This window comes from Streptomyces sp. NBC_00286 (assembly GCF_036173125.1).
Taxonomy (GTDB): Bacteria; Actinomycetota; Actinomycetes; order Streptomycetales; family Streptomycetaceae; genus Streptomyces.
Map to the genome: position 1 here is coordinate 777,623 of NZ_CP108054.1, position 21,054 is coordinate 798,676.

The window sequence follows — 21,054 nt, forward strand, 5'->3', positions numbered from 1 at the left end:
TGGGGGGTGCGTGGGCTCCAGGGGTACGGGTATGGGGGCGCCGATCGCGTACGCGGCGGCAGCGTTCACATGTAGCGGCCACCGGTCACTTCGAGGACGGCTCCGGTGATGTAGCTCGCCATGTCGGAGGCGAGGAAGAGGACCGTCTGGGCGACCTCGGCGGGCTCACCGGCGCGGGCCATGGGGATCTCGGCCAGCTTCGCGTCCCAGGCGGCCTGGGGCATCGCCTCGGTCATGGCGGTGCGGATCAGCCCGGGCTGGACGGCGTTGACGCGGATTCCGGCTCCGGCCAGTTCCTTGGCGGAGGCCTTGGTGAGGCCGACGAGTCCGGCCTTGGCGGCGCTGTAGTTGGTCTGGCCGAAGTTGCCGACCTTGCCGGCGATGGAGGAGATATTGACGATGCTGCCGCCCGCGCCGTGTTCTCGCATCGCCGCGGCGGCGTACCGGGTGCCGTTCCAGGCGCCGGTGAGGTGGACGTCCACGACGGCGCGGAAGTCGGTGAGGGCCATCTTGCGCAGGGTGGCGTCCCGGGTGATCCCGGCGTTGTTGACCATGACGCCGACCGGCCCGAAGGTGTCGGCGCAGTGCGCGACCAGGGCCGCGACCTCGTCCTCTTCGGTGACGTCGCAGCGCAGCGAGGTGGCGGCGACGTCGAGTTTCGCGAGGCGTTCGGCGGCGTCGGCCGCCGCGGCCTCATTGATGTCGCCGATGACGACGGACGCGCCCGCGCCGCCGAGTACGCAGGCGATCTCGTAGCCGATGCCCTGTGCGGCCCCGGTGATCACCGCGGTCCGGCCGTCCAGCAGTCCCATGTCGTCGCCCGCCCCGACTCGTCGCCAGCACTCACTATTCCTCTAAAATAGATAACCTATTACGCTGAAAGTATCAACCGGGGTCGACTGGTCGCAGAGCGGCGCGCGGGCCCCGGCCGAGGAGGAGATGACGCAGGTGGACATCAGTTACCCGCCGGAGACCGAGACGTTCCGCACCGAGGTCAAGGCGTTCCTCGCGTCCGCCCTGCCGGCCGGCTGGACGGGCATCGGCGCCCTCGACGAGGAGGCCGCCTGGGCCTTCGCCCGCGACTGGCGGACCCGGCTCGCCGAGCGCGGATACCTCTCCCTGACCTGGCCGGAGCAGTACGGCGGCCGTGGCCTCTCCAAACTCCACCAGGTCGTTCTGATGGAGGAACTGGCCCTGGCCGGCGTGCCGTTCGGGCTGCCGCAGGACACCTTCGGCGTCAAGATGCTGGCGAACACGCTGCTGCGCTGGGGCACCGATGAGCAGAAGGCCCACTTCCTCCCGCGGATCCTGAGCGGCGAGGACACCTGGTGCCAGGGGTACTCGGAGCCGGACGCGGGCTCGGACCTGGCCTCGCTCACGACGCGCGCGGTGCGGGACGGCGAGGACTGGGTCATCGACGGCCAGAAGGTCTGGACGTCGGGCGCCCACCACTGCGACTGGATCTTCGTCCTGGCCCGCACCGACCGCGACGCCCCGAAGCACCGGGGCATCTCCTTCCTGCTCGTCCCCCTGCACCAACCCGGCGTCGAAGTACGCCCGTTCCGCATGATGAGCGGCCAACTCCACTTCAACGAGGTCTTCTTCACCGGCGCCCGCACCCGCGCCGACCTCGTCGTGGGCGAAGTGAACAACGGCTGGGCGGTCGCCCAGAGCCTGCTGGGCGTGGAGCGCGGGGAGGAGGCCGCGACGAACCCCATCCTGTTCCGCGCGGAAGTCGAGCGCCTCGTCGAACTGGCCCGCCACTACGGCAAGGACCAGGATCCCGTCATCCGGCAGCGCATCGCCTGGTGCTGGTCCAAGGTCGAGATCATGCGCTATCTCGGCTACCGGGTGCTCACGGGCTGGCTCAAGGGCGCGGTACCCGGGGCCGAGTCCTCGATCTCCAAGCTGTACTGGAGCGAGTACCACACCCAGGTCACCGACCTGGCGATGGACATCATGGGTCTGCATGGACAAGTACCGGTGGGGCGCCCGCCGTTGCGTACGTACCGCACGGACGACCCCGGCGCCGCGAACTCCTCGGCGTCCTGGTCGACGACGTACCTGATCGCCCGCTCCGGCACGATCTACGCGGGGACATCGCAGGTCCAGCGGAACATCCTCGCGGAGAAGGTGCTGGGCCTGCCGCGCGAGCCGAGGGCGTGATCCTCAGGTCTCACCCAGGATGCGGGGCAGTTCGATGCCGCCCACGGCGACGAAGTCGGTGACGCGTGGTCTGAAGCCCTTCTGCGAATGGCTTGTCGTCGGCGTTTCCGTCGGACTGGGCTTGGCGTAGCGTGGCCGCGTGTCAGAGCCGCCGCTGTCGCCCGCCGCGCCCCGCATTCCTCCGCAGCCCGCGGAGGAATGGGCTGAGTCCGTGCGGGAGACGTTGTCCGCCGACATCGGTTCCCTGGGCCTCGGCGTGTCTTCGCTCGGTGAGGCACATGTGTTTACGACGCTTGCTCGTCATCCGGAGTTGTTCGCCGCCTGGCTTCCCTTCAGCAGCCAGTTGCTGCTTGCGGGCGACCTGCCCTTCGCTGAACGCGAGTTGGTGATCCTTCGAGTGGCGCGCAATTGCGAGTCGCCCTACGAGTGGGGCCAACACGTGAGGATCGCTGCGAAGGCCGGGCTGTCACCGGACGACATGGCGCGGGTCGCTGACGGTCCCGACGCGCCGGGCTGGACGGAACGGCAGTCGTTACTGCTGCGGGCCACGGACGAGTTGCACTCCGGCGCCCGGATCGGCCAGTCGACGTGGGAAGGGCTGGCCCAGCACCTGACGGAGCGCCAGTTGATCGAGCTGCCGATGCTGGTGGGCCACTACCATCTGCTGGCCTTCACCCTGAACTCCCTGCAGGTGCAGCCGGAACCCGGACTGCCTCCCATGAGCTGACGGAATGCCTCAGGCAGCAGCCAGGTCCGCTTTCCCGGACCCGGTTGTGCGTACTGGCACTCGCCCTCAGCTTGACTCTGTCGAGGATCTTGGCTCGAACACCTCGACCTCCGGCACAGGCCGCGGCCCCGTCCCCGGCCGCCACCCCGCATCCAGCTTCCGCAGCCCCACCCCACCAGGCGCCCAGATATGGCAGCTGTTCAGCACCCCCGCCGTGGAACGCGGGCCATCCGAGGGCCGCCCGGCCATCCGAAGCCCGGCATTGGCGGAGATCCCGGCCTGCACCACGGCAGGCCCCAACACCCGCGCCAGCTCATACAGATGAGAGCACCCGGACACCCCACGAAACCGGTCCTGGATCGCCCGGTTGTAGCCGGCAGCCACGCTGAGCCCCACCAGCTCACCAAAGACCGGCGTGATCAACGGACACTCGGCGTGCGGAAACGTGCGCATATCCGCATCGGCCGCCACGATGACCATGTCCGCCAGCCGAACCCGCACGGCAAGCACCATCCGGTGCACAACTCCGGCGTCCGGATCGGCCACCCAGGGCCGCTCGTCCCGCAGTTCGGCCTCGACGGAGATCTCGCCACCGCCCTCGTCATACGCGGTGACGCTGACCGTCCGACGATGCAGCGGCACCTCGGCCCGCGTCACGACGGCTCCTCCCCCAGCACCGCCGGCTCTCCCAACGCCGCCGACTCCCCCAGCGCCGCGAACTCCGGCTGACGCCGCTCGATGAAGCTGCGTACGCCCTCCCGGTAGTCCGGCGCCCGCTTCGCCGTCGCCAGCAGCCGCGCCGCGGCGTCGCGGCTCTCGACGAAGGTCCGCGCCTGGTCCTCGGCGAGTTGTCGCTTGATGAGGGACATGGCGTACGGGCTGGACGAGCGGGCCAGTTCGGTGGCGTACTCGAGGGCGGCCGGGAGGAGTTCGTCGGGTTCGTACAGCCGGTTGACGAGGCCCATCGTGAGCGCTTCCGTGCCGGTGATGCGGCGTGAGGAGAGCAGCAGGTCGCCGGCGTTCCCGTAGCCGACGAGCCGCGGCAGGATCCAGGACACGCCGTCCTCCGCCACGAGTCCGCGCGCGCTGAAGGCGGCGGCGAACTTGGCGCCGGGCACGGCGAACCGAACGTCGCACATCACGGCCTGGTTGAAGCCGATGCCGGCGCAGGCGCCGTTGACGGCCGCCACGACGGGCTTGGGAAAGGTCATCGGGCGTGTACGGGGCGGCAGTTGATCGGTCGGCCAGGGCCGGGCTCCGGAGGAGGCGCCGTCCAGCACGCTCATGTCCATGCCCGGGCAGAAGCTGCGGCCGGCACCGGTGAGGACGACGGCCCGTACCGCCGGATCCTTCTCGGCGCGGTCGAACAGCTCGTTGTAGAGCAGCTCCATCTCCAGGGTCCAGGCATTGTGCCGCTCGGGCCGGTTCAGGGTGAGCAGCATGACCCCGTCGCCGGTCAGTTCGGTGAGGATCACCGGGGTCGGTTTCTCGGTCATCGAGCAGCCCCTCCCGCATTTATAGCTAGATGAATCATCTATATCACAGGAGAGGTGATCACCGGCCCCTTGACCTGGTACCCTCGGTGCATTAAGAAGATTCATTTTGCTATATCAGGCAAAGTGGACGGGATCGATCACAACGAGGAGTGTCCGTCGTGGCCGAGGCAGCCGGCGCAGCAGAAGTACCCACCGTGCCCGTACCCTCCCGCGCACGCGTCGGGCGCCAGGTGCGTGTTCCGAAGACGGCCGAGCTGGTCGCCGGACATCTGCGCCGCCAGATCGTACGGGGCGAACTGAAGCCCGGCGACGCACTGCCGCCGGAGTCGGGATTGATGGAGCAGTTCGGCATCTCCCGGCCGACGCTGCGCGAGGCCTTTCGCGTACTGGAGTCCGAGTCGCTGATCACGGTGCGCCGCGGAGCGCACGGCGGCGCCCGGGTGAGCGCGCCGGACGCCGATGTCGCGGCCCGTTTCGCCGGTCTCATCCTCGAGTACCGCGGCGCCACCCTCGGCGACGTCTACCGCGCGGCGGCGCTGATCGAGCCGCCGTGCGCGCGCCAGCTCGCCGCGAAGCACACGGCGGCGGACATCAAGCGACTGCGCGAGGCGGTGGCCGCCGAGAAGGCCGTACTCGACGACCCGCTCGCCCTGGTCGACGCCCAGGACGCCTTCCACGCCCTGCTGGTCGAACTGACCGGCAACCAGACCCTGATCCTGCTCTGCGGCATGCTGCGCAACATCGTCGACCGCGCCAACGCCTCGTACACCGCTGCCGCCGCCGACACCGAGACCCAGAAGGCCCAGGCGCTCAAGGGCCACCGTGCGCACGTACGGCTGGTGGGCCTGATCGAGTCGGGCAAGGCGGACGAGGCCGAGAAGCTGTGGCAGCGCCACATCTCCAGCGCGGACGACGTCGTCAACTCGGCCGGCCCGAAGACGGTCCTGGAGCTCATCGACTGACCACGCGATCCGCATCCCACCACCAACGGGATCACACGCCACTCCCTTCGGGCCCGCCGGCCGACCGGCGGGCCCGTGGCATGTCCGGCGCCCGCCACCCCGACCCCCACGCCCCAATCCCGTCACCCGCTCACCCCCTCGCCCGCCGCCGCCCTTGCACTCTTGAAACAGTTAGATAATTATAGGAGGAGCACTGAATAGCTCTGGGGTGTCGGGAGGCAACGGCGATGGCCGAACAGCGTAAGCGGATCTTCGACTGTGACCAGCACATGTACGAGGAGCGGGATTCCTTCACCCGCTACCTTCCCAAGGAGTACCTCGGTCAGGCCGTGGCCCCCGTGACGCTGCCGGACGGCCGTGAGGTCATCCTCGCGGGAGACAGGATCGTGGTCTGTCTGGAGCCGGAGTTCGGGCAGGTCTACCGGCCCGGCTCGCTCAAGGAGATGCTCAAGGCGATGGCCTCGGGCAACCCCGACGAGACGTACCAGTTCGAGCCGATGCACGAGGCCTACCAGAACCGTGAGGCCCGGCTGCGGATCATGGACGAGCAGGGCCTGGACCAGACGATCATGTACCCCGGCGGCTGGGCCCTGGTCGCCGAGGAATACGTACGCGGGGTCGAGCCGCTCTACGCCAACTACCACTCGTTCAACCGCTATATGGACGAGGTGTGGGGCTTCAACTACCAGGACCGGATCTACTCCCCCGCCCTGCTCTCGCTGCGCGACCTCGACAGCGCGGTGAAGGAGCTGGAGTTCGTCCTGAACAAGGGCGCCCGGTTCATCATGCTGCCGACCGGGCCCCAGTACGGGCGCTCACCGGGCGACCCGTACTTCGACCCGTTCTGGAAGCTGGTCAACGAGGCCAAGGCCAGCGTCTGCTACCACATCAGCGAGTTCTACTACAACTCGCACGTCGCCCCGGCCTGGGGCCACGACCCGAACCCGATCCACTTCCGGATGTCCGCCTGGCAGTGGATGAACACCTACGGCCAGCGCCCGATCGAGGAGACGCTGTCCGCGCTCATCTTCGACAACCTCTTCGAGCGGTTCCCCGACATCAACGTCCTGGTCTCCGAGTTCGGCGCCGAATGGGTGCCGCACTTCGTCCGGCACATGGACAAGAGCCGGGGCATGGGCCGCAACGGGCCGTGGATCGGCGGTCAGTTGGCGGAGCGCCCGAGCCAGATCTTCCGCAAGCACATCCGCGTGGTGCCCTACCCCGAGGACGACATCCCGAGCTTGGTGAAGCGGCTCGGCTACCACGAGTCCATCGTGATGGGCTCGGACTTCCCGCACGCGGAGGGCATCGCGAACCCGGCCGACTACCGCAAGCTCCTCGCGGAGCTGGATGAGTCGGTCCAGGACGACATCATGTACAACAACGCCCAGCAGCTGGTGAGCCGCTGAGCGTTCTGTTCCTCAGTCCCCGCCTGGCGGCGGACCCGGTCAGTCGACCAGGTCCGCCGCCAGGTTCGCGATGTTCGTCATCAGCGCGGTGCCGCGCCGTGAGTGGTCGTAACCGGCGAGCGGGTAGCCGTTGCTCAGCAGAGCGAAGGACAGGCCGGACTCCGGGTCCATGAAGCCCAGTTGGTACGCGGCTCCGGCGCTCCCGAAGAGCAACGGCGAGCCGGTGGACGGGAGTTGGCTACCCGCATCGGGGCCGGCGACGGTGACGAACAGTCCCATGCTGGTGCGCCGGCTGCCTCCGCCGCCGTAGAGCTGGTCGCCATACGGATGCTCGGTCAGCCGGATCCTGATTCCCTCGGCCACCGCCTCCGGCTTCCACAGGCCCGAGTGCTCCAACGCCTGGAAGTAGAGGGCGACATCGGCAGCGGTGGCGACGAGTGCGTGACTGGGTTCGCCCGCCGCCAGCACCCGCGGGTCGGACAGGTACCAGGGTCCCCAGGGGTCGGGTTCCTGGTCGTCGTCGGTGCGGTCGGTGGCAGTCATCGGGGCGACCGTGCCGGGCTGCCGGTCGACGGGGACGCCCAGTTCGATCGAGGTCAGGCCCAGCGGCCGTACGATCCGCTCGCGCAGGTAGTCGGCGAAGGGCAGCCCCGTACGCCGCTCGGTGATCTCGGCGATCAGCCAGGCGGCCGAGGTGAGATGGAACTGGAAGCGGCTGCCCGGCGGATAGTCGAGGCGCCAGCGGCCGAAGGCGGCGAGCCGCTGCTCCCGGTCGAGCATCTTCGGGTGGCCGAGCGGGGCGAAAGGGAAGCCGGCGGTGTGGGTGAGCACCTGCTCGACCGTGACCGCCTCCTTCCCGTTCGTTCCGAACTCCGGGATGATCGCGGCGACTTGCTCACCGAGGTCGAGCAGTCCGTCGCCCATCAGCTTCCACACGGCTCCGGCGACGATCGAGCGGCCGACGGACTGCAGGATGTAGCGCGTGCCGGGATCCGCGTCACCCCAGGTCTCGTAGGCCACCAGTCGGCCGCCCCTGGCGACGGCGACCTGCGCCGACGGGAGCGGGCCGTGCTCCACTTCGAGCCTGATGCGGCGCAGCAGTACGTCGAGCCGGTGCCCGTCGACGCCCACTGTTTCGGGCGCGACGGGCACGTGGCCGGGCATGTCAGGACTCCAGGCGGACGGTCGCGGTGCCGGTGACGACCTCGGCGCCGTGCTGGTTGACGGTACGCAGCGAGAAGTGGGCGACCGGTCCGGCGGGCGTGTCCTCGATGGACTCGACGGTCGCCGTGGCGATCAGGGTGTCGCCGGGCCAGACCTGCGCCTTGAAGCGGACCCCGTAGCTCAGCAGCGGTTCGATGCCGACCCAGTCGGTGAGGACCCGGCCGGTCATGCCCATCGTCATCATCCCGTGGGCGAAGACCCCGGGGTAGCCGGCGGCTTCGGTGGCGAAGACGTGGTCGGTGTGCAGCGGATTGAAGTCGCCGGAGGCGCCCGCGTACTGCACGATCCGGGTGCGCTTGAGATCGTCGACGAGTACGCTCTCGCGGGTCTCGCCGACCTTGATGTCATCCGCGTACGGGCTCATCGGCTGTCGTCCTTTCCGGTGGAACTGTTCGCCGGTTCCTCGGACTTGGGGGTGGCGGGGCCCTCAGGCACGACGGCCACGGTCCGGGCGCTGACGACCGGTTCGCCGTCGGCGTCCCGGTACTCCGTGATGCGTTCGCTGAACAGCAGGCGTCCCGTGCGGCCCTGCTTCTGCCAGCTGCGGCCCGGCACGGTGTGGGCGTACAGCGTCTCCCCAACGCGTACCGGACGGTGGTACTCGAAGTGCTGTTCGGCGTGCAGCCCTCCGCCGCCCTCCGGCATCACGCCCGGACCGGCTCCGGAGCCGAACCACTCCTCGCCGGGCTTCGGCCGCAGGTGGCAGTCGGGATCGAAGTGGGCGCTCGCCCAGGTGAAGGTGGGCGGGGCGAGCTGCTCGTACGCCGGATTCTCGTCGCCGATGGCCCGGGCGAACATCAGAATGTGCCCGGCCTCGACGGGGAACGGGTGCCCTGTCATCGTTGGTTCTCCTCGTGGTCAGAAAAGCGGCCCTGGTCAAGTCCGGTGCGGTGGACGCTCCTTAAGGGGCGCGGGGAACTGCGCGAGCAACCCCCACCGGCCCGCGGGTTCATTACCGTGCTTCCAGCGGAGCGCTTGCGTACGGGAGGAACGCGTCGCGTGTCGCCTCGTTCGGGTCGAAGTCCGGGGGCAGGCCCTCGAACTTGGGCTCCCGTTTCTCCACGAAGCTCGCCACCCCCTCGCGGAAGTCCGGCGAGCCCGCGAAGAACTCCATCGCCGAGTAGCTGCGGGCCAGGGCGTCGGTGAAGCCGCGGTCGAGGTCGCCGTACACCTGGTGGCGTACTACGGCCATGGCGCGCGGAGAGCAGTTGCGGGCGATGTCGCGGGCGTACGCACGGGCAGCGTCGAGAAGCTGATCCGGCTCGACGACGCGACTGACGAGCCCCAGTTCTTTGGCTTCGTCGGCGTCGAAGACTCGACCGGAGAGCAGCAGGTCGAGCGCGTTCTCCAAGCCGATGACGCGCGGCAGCACGTACGGCAGGTTGTACTCGCCGGCCAGTCCGCGCCGGGTGAAGGCGGTGGTGAAGCGGGCGCCGCGGGCGGCGAAGCGGACGTCGCAGATCAGCGCCTGGATGAGGCCGATGCCCGCGCAGGCGCCGTTGACAGCGGCGATCAGGGGCTTCGGCATGTTGCGCCGGCTGTACATGGGCACGCGGGCCTGGAGGTTGAGGGACTCGCCGGGCTGGGAGTTCTGCTCAAGGCGCTGGACGTCCATGCCGGGGCAGAACGCCTTGCCCGCCCCGGTGATGATGATGACGCGGACGGCGGGGTCGACTGCGGCCTCGTCCAGGAGCGCGAAGAACCGCTGCTCCATGGGGATGCTCCAGGCGTTCTTGCGCTCGGGCCGGTTGAGGGTCACGGTGGCGACACCGTCCTCGTCGACCTCGTACAACACCAGGTCTTCTGTGGGCTGTTCGGTCATCGTGTGTCACTCCTCGGCAAAGGGTTCGACGGGGTCGCCGACGCCGGCTCGCTCCCCGGAAATGCTCACGACCACCTGGCCCCGGGCGCAGACGCGGCCGTCCGGCATGCGTACATCGACCTCGGCGAAGTGGAGGCGGCTGCCGCGTCGGACGCAGCGCGCGTACGCGATGGCCGCGTGGCCGCGGGCGGGCGCGAGGTACTGCACCGACATGGAGACGGTGCTGAGCAGGCTGCCCTTGGTGAAGTCATGGCCGGCGATCACGGCTCCCGAGCCCGCGGTGTCGATCAGCGCCGAGACGACTCCGCCGTGGAAGACGCCTTCGTGGGCCGAGAGCGCCTCGGTGAAGGGCATCGTCATCTCGATGCCGTCCGGGTCCCAGCGCAGGACGCGCATACCGGCGCTGCGGTTGAACTTGACCCCGCGTTCCCAGCGGGCCCGGAACCACTCGCGGCGCTCGCGTTGTTCCTGGTCGGTGAGGGTCCTCGCCGTGACGGTCATCCGCGCACCTTCCAGTCCAGGCTTCCTCAAGCGCAGGCTATATAGTTACATGATTTGGATAGTTGCAGCAATCATGAGGCTACACCTGAGCCCCGCCAGATGTATTATTTATCTAACTCATTCATCGTAAACGGGAGGCTCTTGATGCCGTCGACCGCCCTGGCCGGGATCCGCGTCCTCGATCTGTCCCGTATCCTCGCGGCGCCACTCGCCACCCAGACGCTGGCCGATCTGGGCGCGGAGGTGATCAAGATCGAGCGTCCCGGAGTCGGTGACGACTCGCGGACGTACGGGCCCCCGTTCCTCACTGACCGCGACGGCGAACCGACGGACACCGCCGCCTTCTTCCTCGCCTGCAACCGCAACAAGAAGTCGGTCACCGTCAATCACGCCACCGCCGAGGGGCAGGAGTTGATCCGCTCGCTGGCCGCGTGCTCGGACGTCGTCGTCGAGAACTTCCGCGCGGGCACCCTGGCGAAGTACGGCCTCGACCAGGAGAGCCTGCGCGCGCTCAACCCGCGGCTGGTCTACCTCTCCGTCACCGGCTTCGGGCAGACCGGCCCGTACGCCTCTCGCCCCGGCTACGACGGCATCTTCCAGGCCATGTCCGGAATGATGAGCGTCTCAGGGCATCCGGAGGAGCCGATGAAGGTCGGCATCAGCATGATCGACATCCTCACCGGGCTCTACGCCTCCACCGCGATCCTCGCGGCCCTGCGGCACCGGGACGTCACCGGCGAGGGCCAGTTCATCGACCTGTCCCTGCTGGACTGCGGGCTCGCCACGCTCTCGCACTTCGCGATGAACTACCTGGTCTCCGGCGAGGTCCCGCGGCGCCGGGCCAACGGCGGCTACGGCGGGATCCCGTCCCAGGCGTTCCAGTGCGAGGACAAGCCCATCTTCGTCGTCGCCGGCAACGACAAGCAGTTCGCGGCCTTCTGCGCGGCGGTCGACCACGGCGAACTGCTCCAGGATCCGCGGTTCGCCACGACCGCCGCACGGATCACCCACCGGGACGAGATCGTGCCCGTACTGGAGGAGATCCTGCGGACCAGGACCCGGGACGAGTGGCTGGCCGCGTTCGACGCGCACGATGTCCCGGCCGGGCCGATCAACGAACTGCCCGAGGTCTTCGCCGATCCGCAGGTCCAGCACCGGGAGATGCTGGTGGAGGTCGAGGACCCGGTGTCGGGGCGGCTGCCGCTGCTTGCCAACCCGCTGCGCCTCTCGGCGACTCCCGTCGGGGACTATGCGCCGCCGCCGTCGCTGGGCGAGCACACCGCCGAAGTACTCGGCGGGCTGGCCGGAGTGACGGAGGACCAGCTTGTCGAGCTGCGGGCGCGGGGCGTCGTATGACGACCTGAATCGGCTGTGCGCACGGCCTGAATGGCCGTGCGGACTACCTACGGGTGCGGTGCGGGCGGCCGCGCGAAGGGCCTGAGTGACCCTACGTGGGGCGGCCGTCCGTCAGCCGATCAGCGTCCGGCCGCCCTCCAGCATCAGCGTCGCGCCGGTCAGATACGCCATGTCCTCGCTGACCAGCGCCGCCACCGCGCGGCCGATGTCCGCCTCGGGGTCACCGAGGCGGCCCAGCGGGATCCCGGCGTACAGCGGTCCGGCCTTCTCCGGGTGGGCGGCGAGGTAGTCCTCGGCGGCCGGGCTCAGGGCGGCCGGGCAGACAACGTTGACCCGGATTCCGTACGCGCCCCACTCCCGCGCGGCCACCCGACTCAGCCCGCGGATCGCCTCCTTGGCCATCGCGTACGCGCCGAACGTCGGATCGCCCTGCACCGCGGCGGACGAGCCGAGGTTCACGACGCTGCCCCGGCTCTCCTTGAGGTGGGGCAGGGCGGCCAGCATCGCGTGGAAGGTCGCCAACGGACCACTGCGGTAGGTGAGTTCGACATCGTCGTACGACGTCTTCTCCAGCTTGCGCTGCACCGACGACTGCGCGTTGTTGACGAGGACGTCCAGCGCGCCGAACTCCCGTACCGTCTCGGCCACCATGCGGTCGACGTCGTCGCGCTCGCCGACGTCACCGGCCACGGTGTACGCCCGCCCGCCGCGCTCGGCGATTTCGGCGGCCGTGTCCTTCAGCTTGCTCGCGGTACGGCCCGAGATCACCACCGCCGCCCCCTCGGTGGCCAGGGCGAGCGCGATCCCGCGTCCCACGCCCTGTCCGCCTCCGGTGACCAGGGCCACCTTCCCGGCCAGCCGCGTACGTCGCTCCGTCATGTCGTTTCCTTCCAGAAGAGTGCCCATGCGGGAAAGGCGTCCGGCAAGGCCGGTTCTCCGGCTCCCGGCCAGCCCTTGAAGTCCACCGCTTGGGGCCGCTCGGTGACATCGGCCGCGTACCAGTGCTGTTCACGGCGGCGGGAGAAGTACCACTCGCCGTCCACCCGCGCGTACTCGTCCCAGTAACAGATCGCCATCACGATCCACCGCTCCCCCACCTCGTGCTCGGCCCGGCAGTAGACCGCGCCGGTCGCCGTGTCACGGCCGGTGAACTCGATGCGGTGGCCGCAGATCTGGTGAACGGAGCGGCGGAAACCGCGCAGTTGGGGCTCGATGTGGGCGCGCAGGACCTGCCGGCCGCGGCCGTGGCGGCCCATGTCGACGTCGGGGCGGAAGCAGCCGGTCCAGGCGTCGAGGTCGCGGGCGTCCACGGCGAGGGCGTAGCGGATGGGGAGTTGCTGGATGGCGAGCTGCGATTCGACGCGGTCGATGCGGTCCTCGAGAGCCTGGATGTCGGCTGGGCTCATGGCCGTGGGTCCTTGGGCAGGCCGAGGAGATGTTCGCCGATGATGTTGCGCTGGATCTCGCTCGAGCCGCCGTAGATCGTTTCCGCGAGGGAGAGCAGGAACGAGCGCTGCCGGGTGTCGAGTTCGTAGTCCTCGCCGATGATCTGTCCGGCCGGTCCCGCCAACTCCATGGCGAGATGGCCCAGTTGCTGGTGCCGCATCGAGGCGTACAGCTTCGCCGTGGTGGACTGCGCTCCGGGTGTGCGGCCCGCGACCAGTTCGGCGACGGTCCGCATATTGGTGGTGCGCATGATGCGTACGGAGATCCAGGCATCCACGATCCGGCGGCGCAGCATCGGGTCGTGCAGCGCACCGCGTTCGCGGGCCAGCTCGATCAGGGCGTCGGCCTCCCGCTCGAAGGTGAGCTGCTGGGGCAGGAGCGTGGTGCCGCGTTCGATACCGAGGGTGCCCATCGCGGTGCGCCAGCCCTGGCCGACCTCGCCCACCACCATGTCCGCGCCGGTGCGGGCGTCGGAGAGGAAGATCTCGGCGAACTCGTCCTGGCCCGCCAGGTTGCGGATCGGCCGGATGTCCACGCCCGGTTGGTCGGCGGGGACGAGCAGCATGCTCAGCCCCTTGTGCCGCTGGGAGTCCGGGTCGGTGCGGACGAGTACGTAGAGCCAGTCGGCGTGGATCCCGAAGGACGTCCACACCTTCTGCCCGTTGACCACCCAGTCTCCCCCACTCTCGGCTCCGCTCGAGCGGGAGGTGCCCCCATCGTCCCGCTCGGCGCGGGTGCGTACGGACGCCAGATCGGAACCGGCGCCCGGTTCGCTGAAGCCCTGCCCCCACAGCTCCTCGACGGCGAGGATGGGCGGCAGGAAGCGTTTCTTCTGCTCCTCGCTGCCCATCGCGAGCAGCATCGGGCCGAGCAGGTCGAGGGCGTTGCCGGTGGCACGGTACGGGGCGTTGGCCCGCGCGTACTCGTACTCGAAGACGATCTCCTCGAGCAGGCCGAGCCCGCGTCCGCCGTACTCGCGCGGCCAGCTGATTCCCAGCCAGTTCCCGGCGGACAGTTCGCGGTCCCAGGCGAGCCGGACGTCCCAGGCGGCGCCGTCGGTGGGGCCGCCGACGCCCCGGTGTGCGGCGAACTCGCCCACCAGGTGCTCGGCCAGCCAGTTCCGCAACTCGTCCCGGAAGTCCCGTACCGCGGGCCCGAAGTCCAGCTCCATGCTTACGTCCTCCAGGGGATTCAGATGCCGAGCCGGGTGGCGAGCAGCTCCCGGTGGTACGAGGGCGTGCCGAGCAGCACCTCGGAGCTCTTGGCCCGCTTGAGGTAGAGGTGCGCGGGGTGTTCCCAGGTGAAGCCGATGCCGCCGTGCACCTGGATGTTCTCGCCAGCGACCTTGGTGAACGCCTCCGAGCAGAAGGCCTGGGCGAGGGCCGCGGCGATCGCGATCTCCGCCTCGTCTCCCGCGTCAAGCGCCCACAGTCCGCCGTACGCCGCCGAGCGAGCCGACTCGATCTCGACCAGCATGTCCGCGCACTTGTGCTTGATGCCCTGGAACGAGCCGATGGCCCGCCCGTACTGTTCGCGGATCTTGGCGTACGCCACGGAGGCGTCCAGTGCGGCGGCGGCTCCCCCGACCTGTTCGGCGGCCAGCAGTACGGAGGCGGTGGCGAGGGTGCGCTCGATCGCCGGCCAGGCCGCGCCTTCGGTGCCCAGCAGCCGGGCGGGGGTGTCGCTGAAGTCGATCTGTGCCTGCTTGCGGGTCTGGTCGAGGGTGGGGAGCGCGGTGCGGGTGACGCCTGGTGCGTCGCTCTCGACGGCGAAGAGGCTGACGCCGGAGGGGGTACGGGCGGCGACCAGCAGCAGATCGGAGAGGTGGCCGTCGGGGACGTACGTCTTCGCCCCCGTCAGCCGCCAACTCCCTGCTGTCTTCGAGGCGTTGAGCCGGATGCCTTGCTCGTCCCAGCGGCCGTCCGCCTCGGTCAGGGCGAGGGTGGCCATGGTGTCGCCGGAGGCGATGCCCGGCAGGTAGGCGAGGCGGGCCGCTTCGTCGGCGCAGCGCAGGAGTGCCTCGGCGGCGAGGGCCACGATGGCGAAGTAGGGGGCGCAGAGCAGGGCGCGGCCCGTTTCCTCGAAGACGATGCCGAGTTCGGCGTAACCGAAGCCCGAGCCGCCGTACGCCTCGGGGATGGCGATCCCTTGGAGCCCGAGTTCCGTGGCCATCCGTCGCCATACGACCCGGTCGTAGCCCTTCGGGTCGGCGGCCAGGCGGCGTACGTCGGCCTCGGTGGAGTGTCTGGCGAGGAAGGAGCGGACGACTTTGCGCAGCTCGTCCTGCTCCTCGCCGAAGGTGAGATCCATGGCGCGCCTTTCCCGTCCCCGGAGCTGCCCGCTTCCCGGTGTTGCCCGCGTGCTACCCATCCACGATACAGTTAGATAATTATAGTATCCACACTGAATGAACCAGGCACTGAACCAACCAAGCACTGTATGAACCAGGGGTGCGTTGTGACCGACCGCTATGACGAGTTCACCAGCCTCACCTTCGAGCGGCCCGCGCCCGGGGTGCTCCGCATCGTGCTGGACGGCCCGAATCTCAATGCCGTCGATCCGCGGATGCACGGCGAACTGGCCGACATCTGGCCGGTGATCGACCGGGACGAGGAGACCCGCGCGGTGCTGGTGCAGGGCGCCGGCAAGGCGTTCTCGGCGGGCGGGACCTTCGACTCCATCGAAGCTCTGACCGAGGAGTACGCGGTGCGCGCCCGGGTGATGCGGGAGGCCCGGGACATGGTGTACGGAGTGATCAACTGCTCCAAGCCGGTGGTCTCCGCAATCCACGGTCCGGCCGTGGGCGCGGGCCTGGTCATCGGCATGCTGGCCGACATCTCCATCGCCGGACGCAAGGCGAAGATCGTCGACGGGCACACCCGGCTCGGGGTCGCGGCCGGCGACCACGCGGCGATCTGCTGGCCGCTGCTGTGCGGGATGGCCAAGGCCAAGTACTACCTGCTGACCTGCGAGGCGCTCACGGGTGCGGAGGCCGAGCGCATCGGTCTGGTTTCCAAGTGCGTGGACGACGAGCAGGTGCACGCCGAGGGGCTGCGCATCGCGACGACCCTTGCGGCCGGTTCCGCCAGCGCCATCAGCTGGACGAAGAGGTCCCTCAACCACTGGTACCGGACGGCCCAGCCGATCTTCGAGGCCTCGCTGGGTCTGGAGTTCTTCGGGTTCGGGGGGCACGAGGTCACGGAAGGTCTGGCCGCCCACCGGGAGAAGCGCGCCCCGGACTTCGAGGCTGTGTCCGACAAGCACCCGATCGATCTCTGACCTACGTGACCTGCATGACCTAAATGACCTACGTGATCCACGGATGCATGAGGAGCCCGCGATGACGTCCGAGCCGACCGCCACCGCCACTGCCGCGACCACCGAAGTCCCCCCGCTGGTAAAGGGGTTGACCTACGAGGACATGCCCAAGGGCCAGGTCTTCCGGACCGCCCGCCGCACCATCACCGAGACCGACCTGGTCAACTTCATCACCTGGGGCGGCTTCAACGAGCCGCTCTTCTGGGACGCCACGCACGCCGCGGAGGGCGGTTACACCGGTCGGCTCGTGCCGGGCGGGCTGACGTACTGCATCGCCGAAGGACTCGTCCTCCAGACGAACGTGCTGCACGGCACGGGCCTCGCCTTCCTGCACATGGAGCTGACCGTGCGGGGGCCGGTGTACGTCGGCGACACCCTGTACGCGGTCGTGGAGACCACGGACTCGCGTGCGTCCAGCAAGCCCGGCCGGGGCGTGGTGACCAGCCGGATCACCGTACGCAACCAGCGGGACGAGGACGTGCTCGTCTACACCCCGGTGCGGCTGATCCGTGGCAGGGACTACGGGGCCCCGACGCTCTGACCCCGCTGCCCCCTCTGTCCGCGGGGAGCGCCCGGCACCAGGCTCAGACCGGGCGCGGGACCGTCCGCGGATCCGGATTCGGATGCAGATCCCGATCCGGCGGGGCCGGCGAACGCTCCACCATGCACCCAGTCCGAGGGCATCGGCGGGCGCGGCGGCGGCTCATGGTCCGGGACCGCCATCGTGTAGAGGCGGGTGTAGCGGAACTTCGCTTCCAGGTTGTCGAGCACGGACCAGTACTCATAGCCGCAGACGTTCACGCCCCGAGCGATCACCCGGCCCAGCCAGGAGAGCCTGGCGCGCAGCAGGACCCGGCGCCGGGCGTCGTCGCTGTGCCCGGTTTCGTCGACCAGGTCGAGGTCGCCCATGCCGTTGTCGATGACGGACAGCGGGGGCAGCCGGTCTCCGTACAGGTCGTGGAGGTCGGCGACGCCGTCGGCGAGTGCCTCGGGGAGGATGGGCCAGCCGTACGCCGTCGTCTCGACGTCGTCGAAGGGGGTGATCGCGAAGCCGAGGCCGACGAGCAGGCGGTTCACTTCGTTGAGGGTGCTCTGGCACTTGTTGGCCGGCACTACGCGGGGCAGGTTCTCCGGTGCGGTGACGCGGAACGGGGTGTGCCAGGACAGGCCGAGCAGGTCCTGGCCGGTGCTGATGATCTCCAGGTCGCCTGGGCGTACGCAGCCGGTGGCCTCGACGGGTGAGATGTCGTCCTCGGTCACCATGTGTTCGCCGAGCAGCAGGGGGTCGAGGAAGAGGCGGTTGGTCCAGCTCTCCAGGCGCTCGAGGGCGAGGCGGTCGAAGGGGTCGTCGGTGGCGGCGTAGCCGCTGACGAGGGTGACCGTGGTGCCGATCCGGCCGGTGACGCCGGCCGCCCTGAGGGCCCTGGTCGCAAGGCCGTTGGCGAGCAGGATGTGGTGGACGGTGGGCAGGCCCGCGCGGCCGATGCCGCGGCCCGGTGTGTACATCCCGGCCACGTGGTCCGCGAGGGTGGGTCCGGCCAGGTCGGTGGAGGTGATCCAGCGGGTGACGCGGTCGCCGAAGCGGCGGCCCAGTTCGGCGGCGTACGCGGCGAAGTGCTCGGCGGTGTCGCGGTCGAGCCAGCCTCCGCTGGCCTCCAGCCAGGGTGGCAGTGACCGGTCGAGCAATGTCAGGCCGGGGCGCAGGCCGAGTTCGAGGAGGGCGTCGAGTTCGCGGTCGCAGCGGTCCAGGGCCCCCTGGTCCCAGGAGCCGGGGCCGTCGGGCTGGAGCCGTGGCCAGCCGGCGACCATCCGGTGTGAGTCCGGGGTGACGCCGACGAGTTGTCGGATGTCGTCGGTCCACTGCCCGAAGTGCCCGCCGCGCTCGGGCGGGGGCGGCGGCGGGGCCGCGATGGTGTCCGCGGTGGCGACTCCCCAGTCGACGCCGCGGAAGGATTCGTACAGGAAACCATCGCTCATGGTCACCGTCCAGGGCGGAATGGTTTAACGCATTCAACTGAATGACGTCGTCCGGACGCTAACACTTCGGCGAAACTACGACAATGTTTCGGACAGATCTCCTGCTTCTGTCGGGAGGCGGTCAGGTTTCAGTTCCCGTGGCGGATGAGATCGGACGCGTGCCAGGCCATCGCCATGATGGGCCCGTTGAGATTGCCCGACACCATGGTCGGCATGACCGAGCAGTCGACGACCCGCAGGCCATCGACACCGCGTACACGCAGGCGTGCGTCCACGGCGTCGTCCTCGGCCGGGCCCATCGCGCAGGTGCCGATGGCGTGGTAGCCGCAGCGCCCGTGTTCGAGGCCCGCGTCGATGATTTCCTGGTCCTCGCGGACGGCGGTGCCGGGTAGCGTTTCGGCCATGATCCGTCCGGCGATGGGCTCGGTTTCGAAGAGTTCGCGCATTCTGCGGAAGAGGGCCGTTCCGACGGTTCGGTCATGATCGGACCCGTAGTAGTTCGCCGTGATCGTGAGCGGCGCTTCGGGGTCTGCGGAGGTGATGTGCAGGCTGCCTTCGGCGGTGGGGCGGAGGATATAGCCGAGGCCCATCACGCCGGGTTCGCGCTCCACGCCGGTCTCCTTGCCGGGGATCTCCGGGCTGAGGGAGACCGGTGCGATCAGCAACTGCGCGTCCGGGCGGGCGAGCTCGGGGCGGGTCTTGAAGAAGCCGATGACGTCGAAGGCGGGGGCGGCGAGGGGTCCACGGCGGGTCGCCAGGTACTTCGCTCCCGACAACGCCTGCCGCAGTGGGGTGCTGAGCGCCTTGTTGTAGCCGAGGTTGTCCTTCAGACGGTACTGGACGACGAAGCAGCGGTGTTCGCGCATCCGGCCGCCTACGTGTGGGCTGTCCACCAGGACGTCGACGCCCGCCTCCTTGAGGGTCCCGGCCGGGCCGATGCCCGACAGCTGGAGGATCTTCGGCGTGGCGATGCTGCCGGCGGAGAGGATCACCTCGCGCCCGGCGCGGATGTCGGCCTCCCGGCCCGCACTGCGGGTCCGTACACCGACGGCCCTGTCCTTCTCGATCAGGACCTTCGTGACGAGGGTGTCCACCGTCACGGTCAGGTTCGGCCGGTCCTCGACCGGGTGCAGAAAGGCGCGCGCGGCGCTGAACCGCTGCCCGTTCTTGATGGTGGCCATGGCGTAGCCGATGCGTTCGTCGTCGCTCGCGTTGAGGTCGTCGGTCCGCTGCCAGCCCAGTCCGGTCCCGGCGGCGATCGCCTCCTCGCACAGCGGCTCCGGTTTCGACGCGGTGGAGATGTGCAACGGGCCGCCCGCGCCCCGGAGTTCGGAGGCGCCGAGTGCGTTGTCCTCGAGCTTCTTGAAGACCGGCAGCATGGTGTCCCAGCCCCAGCCGGGGTTTCCGAGGCGCTCCAGTTCGTCGTAGTCGGCGCGGTCTCCGCGGTTGTAGACCATGCCGTTGACCGAGCTCGATCCGCCGAGCGCCTTGCCGCGCACCCAGTGTTCGACCCGGCGGGTCTTGCCGACCGGTTCGACGGGGTAGTGCCAGGCGTACCGCGGATCCCCCAGGAGCTTGCCGAATCCCTTGGGCATCTTGATCAGCGGAGACGTGTCCCGGCCGCCCGCCTCGATCAGCAGCACGGACGTCTTCGGGTCCTCGGAGAGGCGGTTGGCGAGTACGCAGCCCGCCGACCCCGCGCCCACCACGATGTAGTCGTACGTCGTCATCTCGTCTCCTGGCACTCAGGTAGCGATGCCTGCTGGTGCTACTCCCCGAAGGGGCGGAACTCCTCCTCCGGCCACCAGGGGTAGACGGGGGGCATGTCCTTGCTGACCCGGCCCGGGAACTCGGGCGGGCGCTTGGCGAGGAAGGACTCGACGCCCTCGACGGGGTCCGGGCCGCCGCCGATCTGGCTCATGATCCGCGAGTCGAGGCGGTGCGCGGTCATCGGGTGGGGCTCGCCGAGCATCCGCCACATCATCTGGCGCGAGAGGGCGACCGAGATCGCGGAGGTGTTCTCGGCGATCTCCCGGGCGAGCTCGTACGCCGCCGGGAGCAGCTCCTCCGGCGGGTGGACAGAGCGGACAAGGCCGGCCGTCAGCGCCTCGTCGGGGCCGAAGACGCGGCCCGTCGCCACCCATTCCATGGCCCGCTGCATACCCACGGCCCGCGGCAGGAACCAGCTCGCGGCGGACTCCGGCACGATGCCGCGGCGCGCGAAGACGAAGCCGAACTTCGCCTTGGTCGACGCCAGCCGGATGTCCATGGGCAGGGTCATGCTGGCTCCGACGCCTGCCGCCGGGCCGTTGATCGCGGCGATGACCGGCTTGGTCGAGGAGAACAGCCGCAGGGCGACCCGGCCGCCGGTGTCCCGGTGCCAGGCGCCCGCCTTGCGGTGGTCGAAGGACGTGCCGCCGGAGCTGACGTCGGCGCCCGCGCAGAAGCCGCGTCCGGCGCCGGTCACGACGATCACGCGTACGTCGTCGTCGGTGTCGGCCGAGTCGAAGATGTCGAGCAGGTCGGTCATCATCTGCGGGTTGAAGGCGTTCAGCTTCTCCGGCCGGTTGAGGGTGACGGTGAGGATGCGGTCCGCCACTTCGGCTCGTACGGTCTCGTACTCCTGCTCCGGCATGCGCGTCCTCCGCGG

The 21,054-nt window shown here is 69.4% G+C and carries 22 protein-coding genes; 7 read left to right on the forward strand and 15 right to left on the reverse strand.

The window, feature by feature from the left end; all coding sequences use genetic code 11:
• Positions 1-65: 65 nt before the first annotated feature.
• The gene (gene fabG / locus OHT21_RS03695; RefSeq protein WP_328766745.1) at positions 66-812 is read right to left on the reverse strand and encodes a 3-oxoacyl-ACP reductase FabG; all 747 of its coding nucleotides are present in this window, start codon (positions 810-812) and stop codon (positions 66-68) included.
• Between the two features lie 127 nt (positions 813-939).
• On the opposite strand from fabG, the gene OHT21_RS03700 reads away from it, so the two are divergent.
• Both OHT21_RS03700 and OHT21_RS03705 read left to right on the forward strand, forming a co-directional pair.
• Positions 940-2,166, forward strand: coding sequence for an acyl-CoA dehydrogenase family protein (locus OHT21_RS03700; RefSeq protein ID WP_328766746.1), 1,227 nt, complete (start codon positions 940-942; stop codon positions 2,164-2,166).
• Between the two features lie 139 nt (positions 2,167-2,305).
• Complete coding sequence (locus tag OHT21_RS03705) at positions 2,306-2,893, forward strand: carboxymuconolactone decarboxylase family protein (protein ID WP_328766747.1); 588 nt, start codon at positions 2,306-2,308, stop codon at positions 2,891-2,893.
• 66 nt (positions 2,894-2,959) lie between these two features.
• On the opposite strand, the gene OHT21_RS03710 is transcribed toward OHT21_RS03705, so the two are convergent.
• Together OHT21_RS03710 and OHT21_RS03715 are read right to left on the reverse strand one after the other, a co-directional pair.
• Entirely contained in the window at positions 2,960-3,550 is a 591-nt protein-coding gene (locus OHT21_RS03710) for a DUF2889 domain-containing protein (RefSeq protein WP_328766748.1), read from the reverse strand.
• The gene (locus OHT21_RS03715) at positions 3,547-4,389 is read right to left on the reverse strand and encodes an enoyl-CoA hydratase-related protein (RefSeq protein WP_328766750.1); all 843 of its coding nucleotides are present in this window, start codon (positions 4,387-4,389) and stop codon (positions 3,547-3,549) included. The genes OHT21_RS03710 and OHT21_RS03715 overlap by 4 nt, the downstream gene beginning before the upstream one ends.
• A 158-nt stretch (positions 4,390-4,547) precedes the next feature.
• Between OHT21_RS03715 and OHT21_RS03720 the strand changes: the two genes are divergently transcribed.
• Positions 4,548-5,351, forward strand: coding sequence for a FadR/GntR family transcriptional regulator (locus tag OHT21_RS03720; protein ID WP_328766751.1), 804 nt, complete (start codon positions 4,548-4,550; stop codon positions 5,349-5,351).
• A gap of 227 nt (positions 5,352-5,578) precedes the next feature.
• Positions 5,579-6,760, forward strand: a complete 1,182-nt coding sequence (locus OHT21_RS03725; RefSeq protein ID WP_328766752.1) for an amidohydrolase family protein — start codon at positions 5,579-5,581, stop codon at positions 6,758-6,760.
• 39 nt (positions 6,761-6,799) lie between these two features.
• On the opposite strand, the gene OHT21_RS03730 is transcribed toward OHT21_RS03725, so the two are convergent.
• The 5 genes from OHT21_RS03730 to OHT21_RS03750 form a co-directional block, all read right to left on the reverse strand.
• Positions 6,800-7,924, reverse strand: coding sequence for a serine hydrolase domain-containing protein (locus OHT21_RS03730; protein ID WP_328766753.1), 1,125 nt, complete (start codon positions 7,922-7,924; stop codon positions 6,800-6,802).
• A gap of 1 nt (position 7,925) precedes the next feature.
• On the reverse strand, positions 7,926-8,348 hold the full coding sequence (locus OHT21_RS03735) for a MaoC family dehydratase (protein WP_328766754.1): 423 nt from the start codon (positions 8,346-8,348) through the stop codon (positions 7,926-7,928).
• Complete coding sequence (locus OHT21_RS03740; protein WP_328766755.1) at positions 8,345-8,824, reverse strand: FAS1-like dehydratase domain-containing protein; 480 nt, start codon at positions 8,822-8,824, stop codon at positions 8,345-8,347. Before OHT21_RS03740 ends, OHT21_RS03735 begins: the two co-directional genes overlap by 4 nt.
• Positions 8,825-8,936: 112 nt before the next feature.
• Positions 8,937-9,806, reverse strand: coding sequence for an enoyl-CoA hydratase-related protein (locus tag OHT21_RS03745; RefSeq protein WP_328766756.1), 870 nt, complete (start codon positions 9,804-9,806; stop codon positions 8,937-8,939).
• Positions 9,807-9,812: 6 nt separating this feature from the next.
• Positions 9,813-10,307, reverse strand: coding sequence for a PaaI family thioesterase (locus tag OHT21_RS03750; protein ID WP_328766757.1), 495 nt, complete (start codon positions 10,305-10,307; stop codon positions 9,813-9,815).
• Between the two features lie 144 nt (positions 10,308-10,451).
• Here OHT21_RS03750 and OHT21_RS03755 point away from each other — a divergent pair, with 144 nt between their 5' ends.
• Entirely contained in the window at positions 10,452-11,663 is a 1,212-nt protein-coding gene (locus tag OHT21_RS03755) for a CaiB/BaiF CoA transferase family protein (protein WP_328766758.1), read from the forward strand.
• Between the two features lie 111 nt (positions 11,664-11,774).
• Here the strand turns inward: OHT21_RS03755 and OHT21_RS03760 are convergent, their stop codons facing one another.
• The 4 genes from OHT21_RS03760 to OHT21_RS03775 are packed head-to-tail and all read right to left on the reverse strand — an operon-like array spanning position 11,775 to position 15,419.
• Entirely contained in the window at positions 11,775-12,542 is a 768-nt protein-coding gene (locus tag OHT21_RS03760; protein WP_328766759.1) for an SDR family NAD(P)-dependent oxidoreductase, read from the reverse strand.
• Positions 12,539-13,069 carry a nuclear transport factor 2 family protein gene (locus OHT21_RS03765; RefSeq protein WP_328766760.1) on the reverse strand — a complete coding sequence of 177 codons (531 nt, stop codon included), beginning with the start codon at positions 13,067-13,069 and terminating at the stop codon, positions 12,539-12,541. Before OHT21_RS03765 ends, OHT21_RS03760 begins: the two co-directional genes overlap by 4 nt.
• Entirely contained in the window at positions 13,066-14,280 is a 1,215-nt protein-coding gene (locus OHT21_RS03770) for an acyl-CoA dehydrogenase family protein (protein ID WP_328766762.1), read from the reverse strand. The genes OHT21_RS03765 and OHT21_RS03770 overlap by 4 nt, the downstream gene beginning before the upstream one ends.
• 20 nt (positions 14,281-14,300) lie before the next feature.
• Positions 14,301-15,419 carry an acyl-CoA dehydrogenase family protein gene (locus OHT21_RS03775; RefSeq protein ID WP_328766763.1) on the reverse strand — a complete coding sequence of 373 codons (1,119 nt, stop codon included), beginning with the start codon at positions 15,417-15,419 and terminating at the stop codon, positions 14,301-14,303.
• A gap of 147 nt (positions 15,420-15,566) precedes the next feature.
• Between OHT21_RS03775 and OHT21_RS03780 the strand changes: the two genes are divergently transcribed.
• Both OHT21_RS03780 and OHT21_RS03785 read left to right on the forward strand, forming a co-directional pair.
• Positions 15,567-16,388, forward strand: a complete 822-nt coding sequence (locus tag OHT21_RS03780) for an enoyl-CoA hydratase/isomerase family protein (RefSeq protein WP_328766764.1) — start codon at positions 15,567-15,569, stop codon at positions 16,386-16,388.
• 61 nt (positions 16,389-16,449) lie between these two features.
• Complete coding sequence (locus tag OHT21_RS03785) at positions 16,450-16,968, forward strand: MaoC family dehydratase (RefSeq protein ID WP_328766765.1); 519 nt, start codon at positions 16,450-16,452, stop codon at positions 16,966-16,968.
• Here the strand turns inward: OHT21_RS03785 and OHT21_RS03790 are convergent.
• From OHT21_RS03790 to OHT21_RS03800, 3 genes are all read right to left on the reverse strand, one after another.
• Entirely contained in the window at positions 16,947-18,404 is a 1,458-nt protein-coding gene (locus OHT21_RS03790) for a family 1 glycosylhydrolase (RefSeq protein ID WP_328766766.1), read from the reverse strand. The genes OHT21_RS03785 and OHT21_RS03790 overlap by 22 nt on opposite strands.
• A 128-nt stretch (positions 18,405-18,532) precedes the next feature.
• Positions 18,533-20,134 carry a GMC family oxidoreductase gene (locus OHT21_RS03795; protein ID WP_328766767.1) on the reverse strand — a complete coding sequence of 534 codons (1,602 nt, stop codon included), beginning with the start codon at positions 20,132-20,134 and terminating at the stop codon, positions 18,533-18,535.
• 38 nt (positions 20,135-20,172) lie between these two features.
• Positions 20,173-21,039 carry a crotonase/enoyl-CoA hydratase family protein gene (locus tag OHT21_RS03800; protein WP_328766768.1) on the reverse strand — a complete coding sequence of 289 codons (867 nt, stop codon included), beginning with the start codon at positions 21,037-21,039 and terminating at the stop codon, positions 20,173-20,175.
• Positions 21,040-21,054: the final 15 nt, after the last annotated feature.

Coding starts and splice junctions, on each gene's coding strand:
- fabG (WP_328766745.1), bottom strand. CDS start 812: ATGGGACTGCTGGACGGCCGGACCGCGGTGATCACCGGGGCCGCACAG.
- OHT21_RS03700 (WP_328766746.1), top strand. CDS start 940: ATGACGCAGGTGGACATCAGTTACCCGCCGGAGACCGAGACGTTCCGC.
- OHT21_RS03715 (WP_328766750.1), bottom strand. CDS start 4,389: ATGACCGAGAAACCGACCCCGGTGATCCTCACCGAACTGACCGGCGAC.
- OHT21_RS03725 (WP_328766752.1), top strand. CDS start 5,579: ATGGCCGAACAGCGTAAGCGGATCTTCGACTGTGACCAGCACATGTAC.
- OHT21_RS03730 (WP_328766753.1), bottom strand. CDS start 7,924: ATGCCCGGCCACGTGCCCGTCGCGCCCGAAACAGTGGGCGTCGACGGG.
- OHT21_RS03735 (WP_328766754.1), bottom strand. CDS start 8,348: ATGAGCCCGTACGCGGATGACATCAAGGTCGGCGAGACCCGCGAGAGC.
- OHT21_RS03740 (WP_328766755.1), bottom strand. CDS start 8,824: ATGACAGGGCACCCGTTCCCCGTCGAGGCCGGGCACATTCTGATGTTC.
- OHT21_RS03745 (WP_328766756.1), bottom strand. CDS start 9,806: ATGACCGAACAGCCCACAGAAGACCTGGTGTTGTACGAGGTCGACGAG.
- OHT21_RS03750 (WP_328766757.1), bottom strand. CDS start 10,307: ATGACCGTCACGGCGAGGACCCTCACCGACCAGGAACAACGCGAGCGC.
- OHT21_RS03755 (WP_328766758.1), top strand. CDS start 10,452: ATGCCGTCGACCGCCCTGGCCGGGATCCGCGTCCTCGATCTGTCCCGT.
- OHT21_RS03760 (WP_328766759.1), bottom strand. CDS start 12,542: ATGACGGAGCGACGTACGCGGCTGGCCGGGAAGGTGGCCCTGGTCACC.
- OHT21_RS03765 (WP_328766760.1), bottom strand. CDS start 13,069: ATGAGCCCAGCCGACATCCAGGCTCTCGAGGACCGCATCGACCGCGTC.
- OHT21_RS03770 (WP_328766762.1), bottom strand. CDS start 14,280: ATGGAGCTGGACTTCGGGCCCGCGGTACGGGACTTCCGGGACGAGTTG.
- OHT21_RS03775 (WP_328766763.1), bottom strand. CDS start 15,419: ATGGATCTCACCTTCGGCGAGGAGCAGGACGAGCTGCGCAAAGTCGTC.
- OHT21_RS03785 (WP_328766765.1), top strand. CDS start 16,450: ATGACGTCCGAGCCGACCGCCACCGCCACTGCCGCGACCACCGAAGTC.
- OHT21_RS03790 (WP_328766766.1), bottom strand. CDS start 18,404: ATGAGCGATGGTTTCCTGTACGAATCCTTCCGCGGCGTCGACTGGGGA.
- OHT21_RS03795 (WP_328766767.1), bottom strand. CDS start 20,134: ATGACGACGTACGACTACATCGTGGTGGGCGCGGGGTCGGCGGGCTGC.
- OHT21_RS03800 (WP_328766768.1), bottom strand. CDS start 21,039: ATGCCGGAGCAGGAGTACGAGACCGTACGAGCCGAAGTGGCGGACCGC.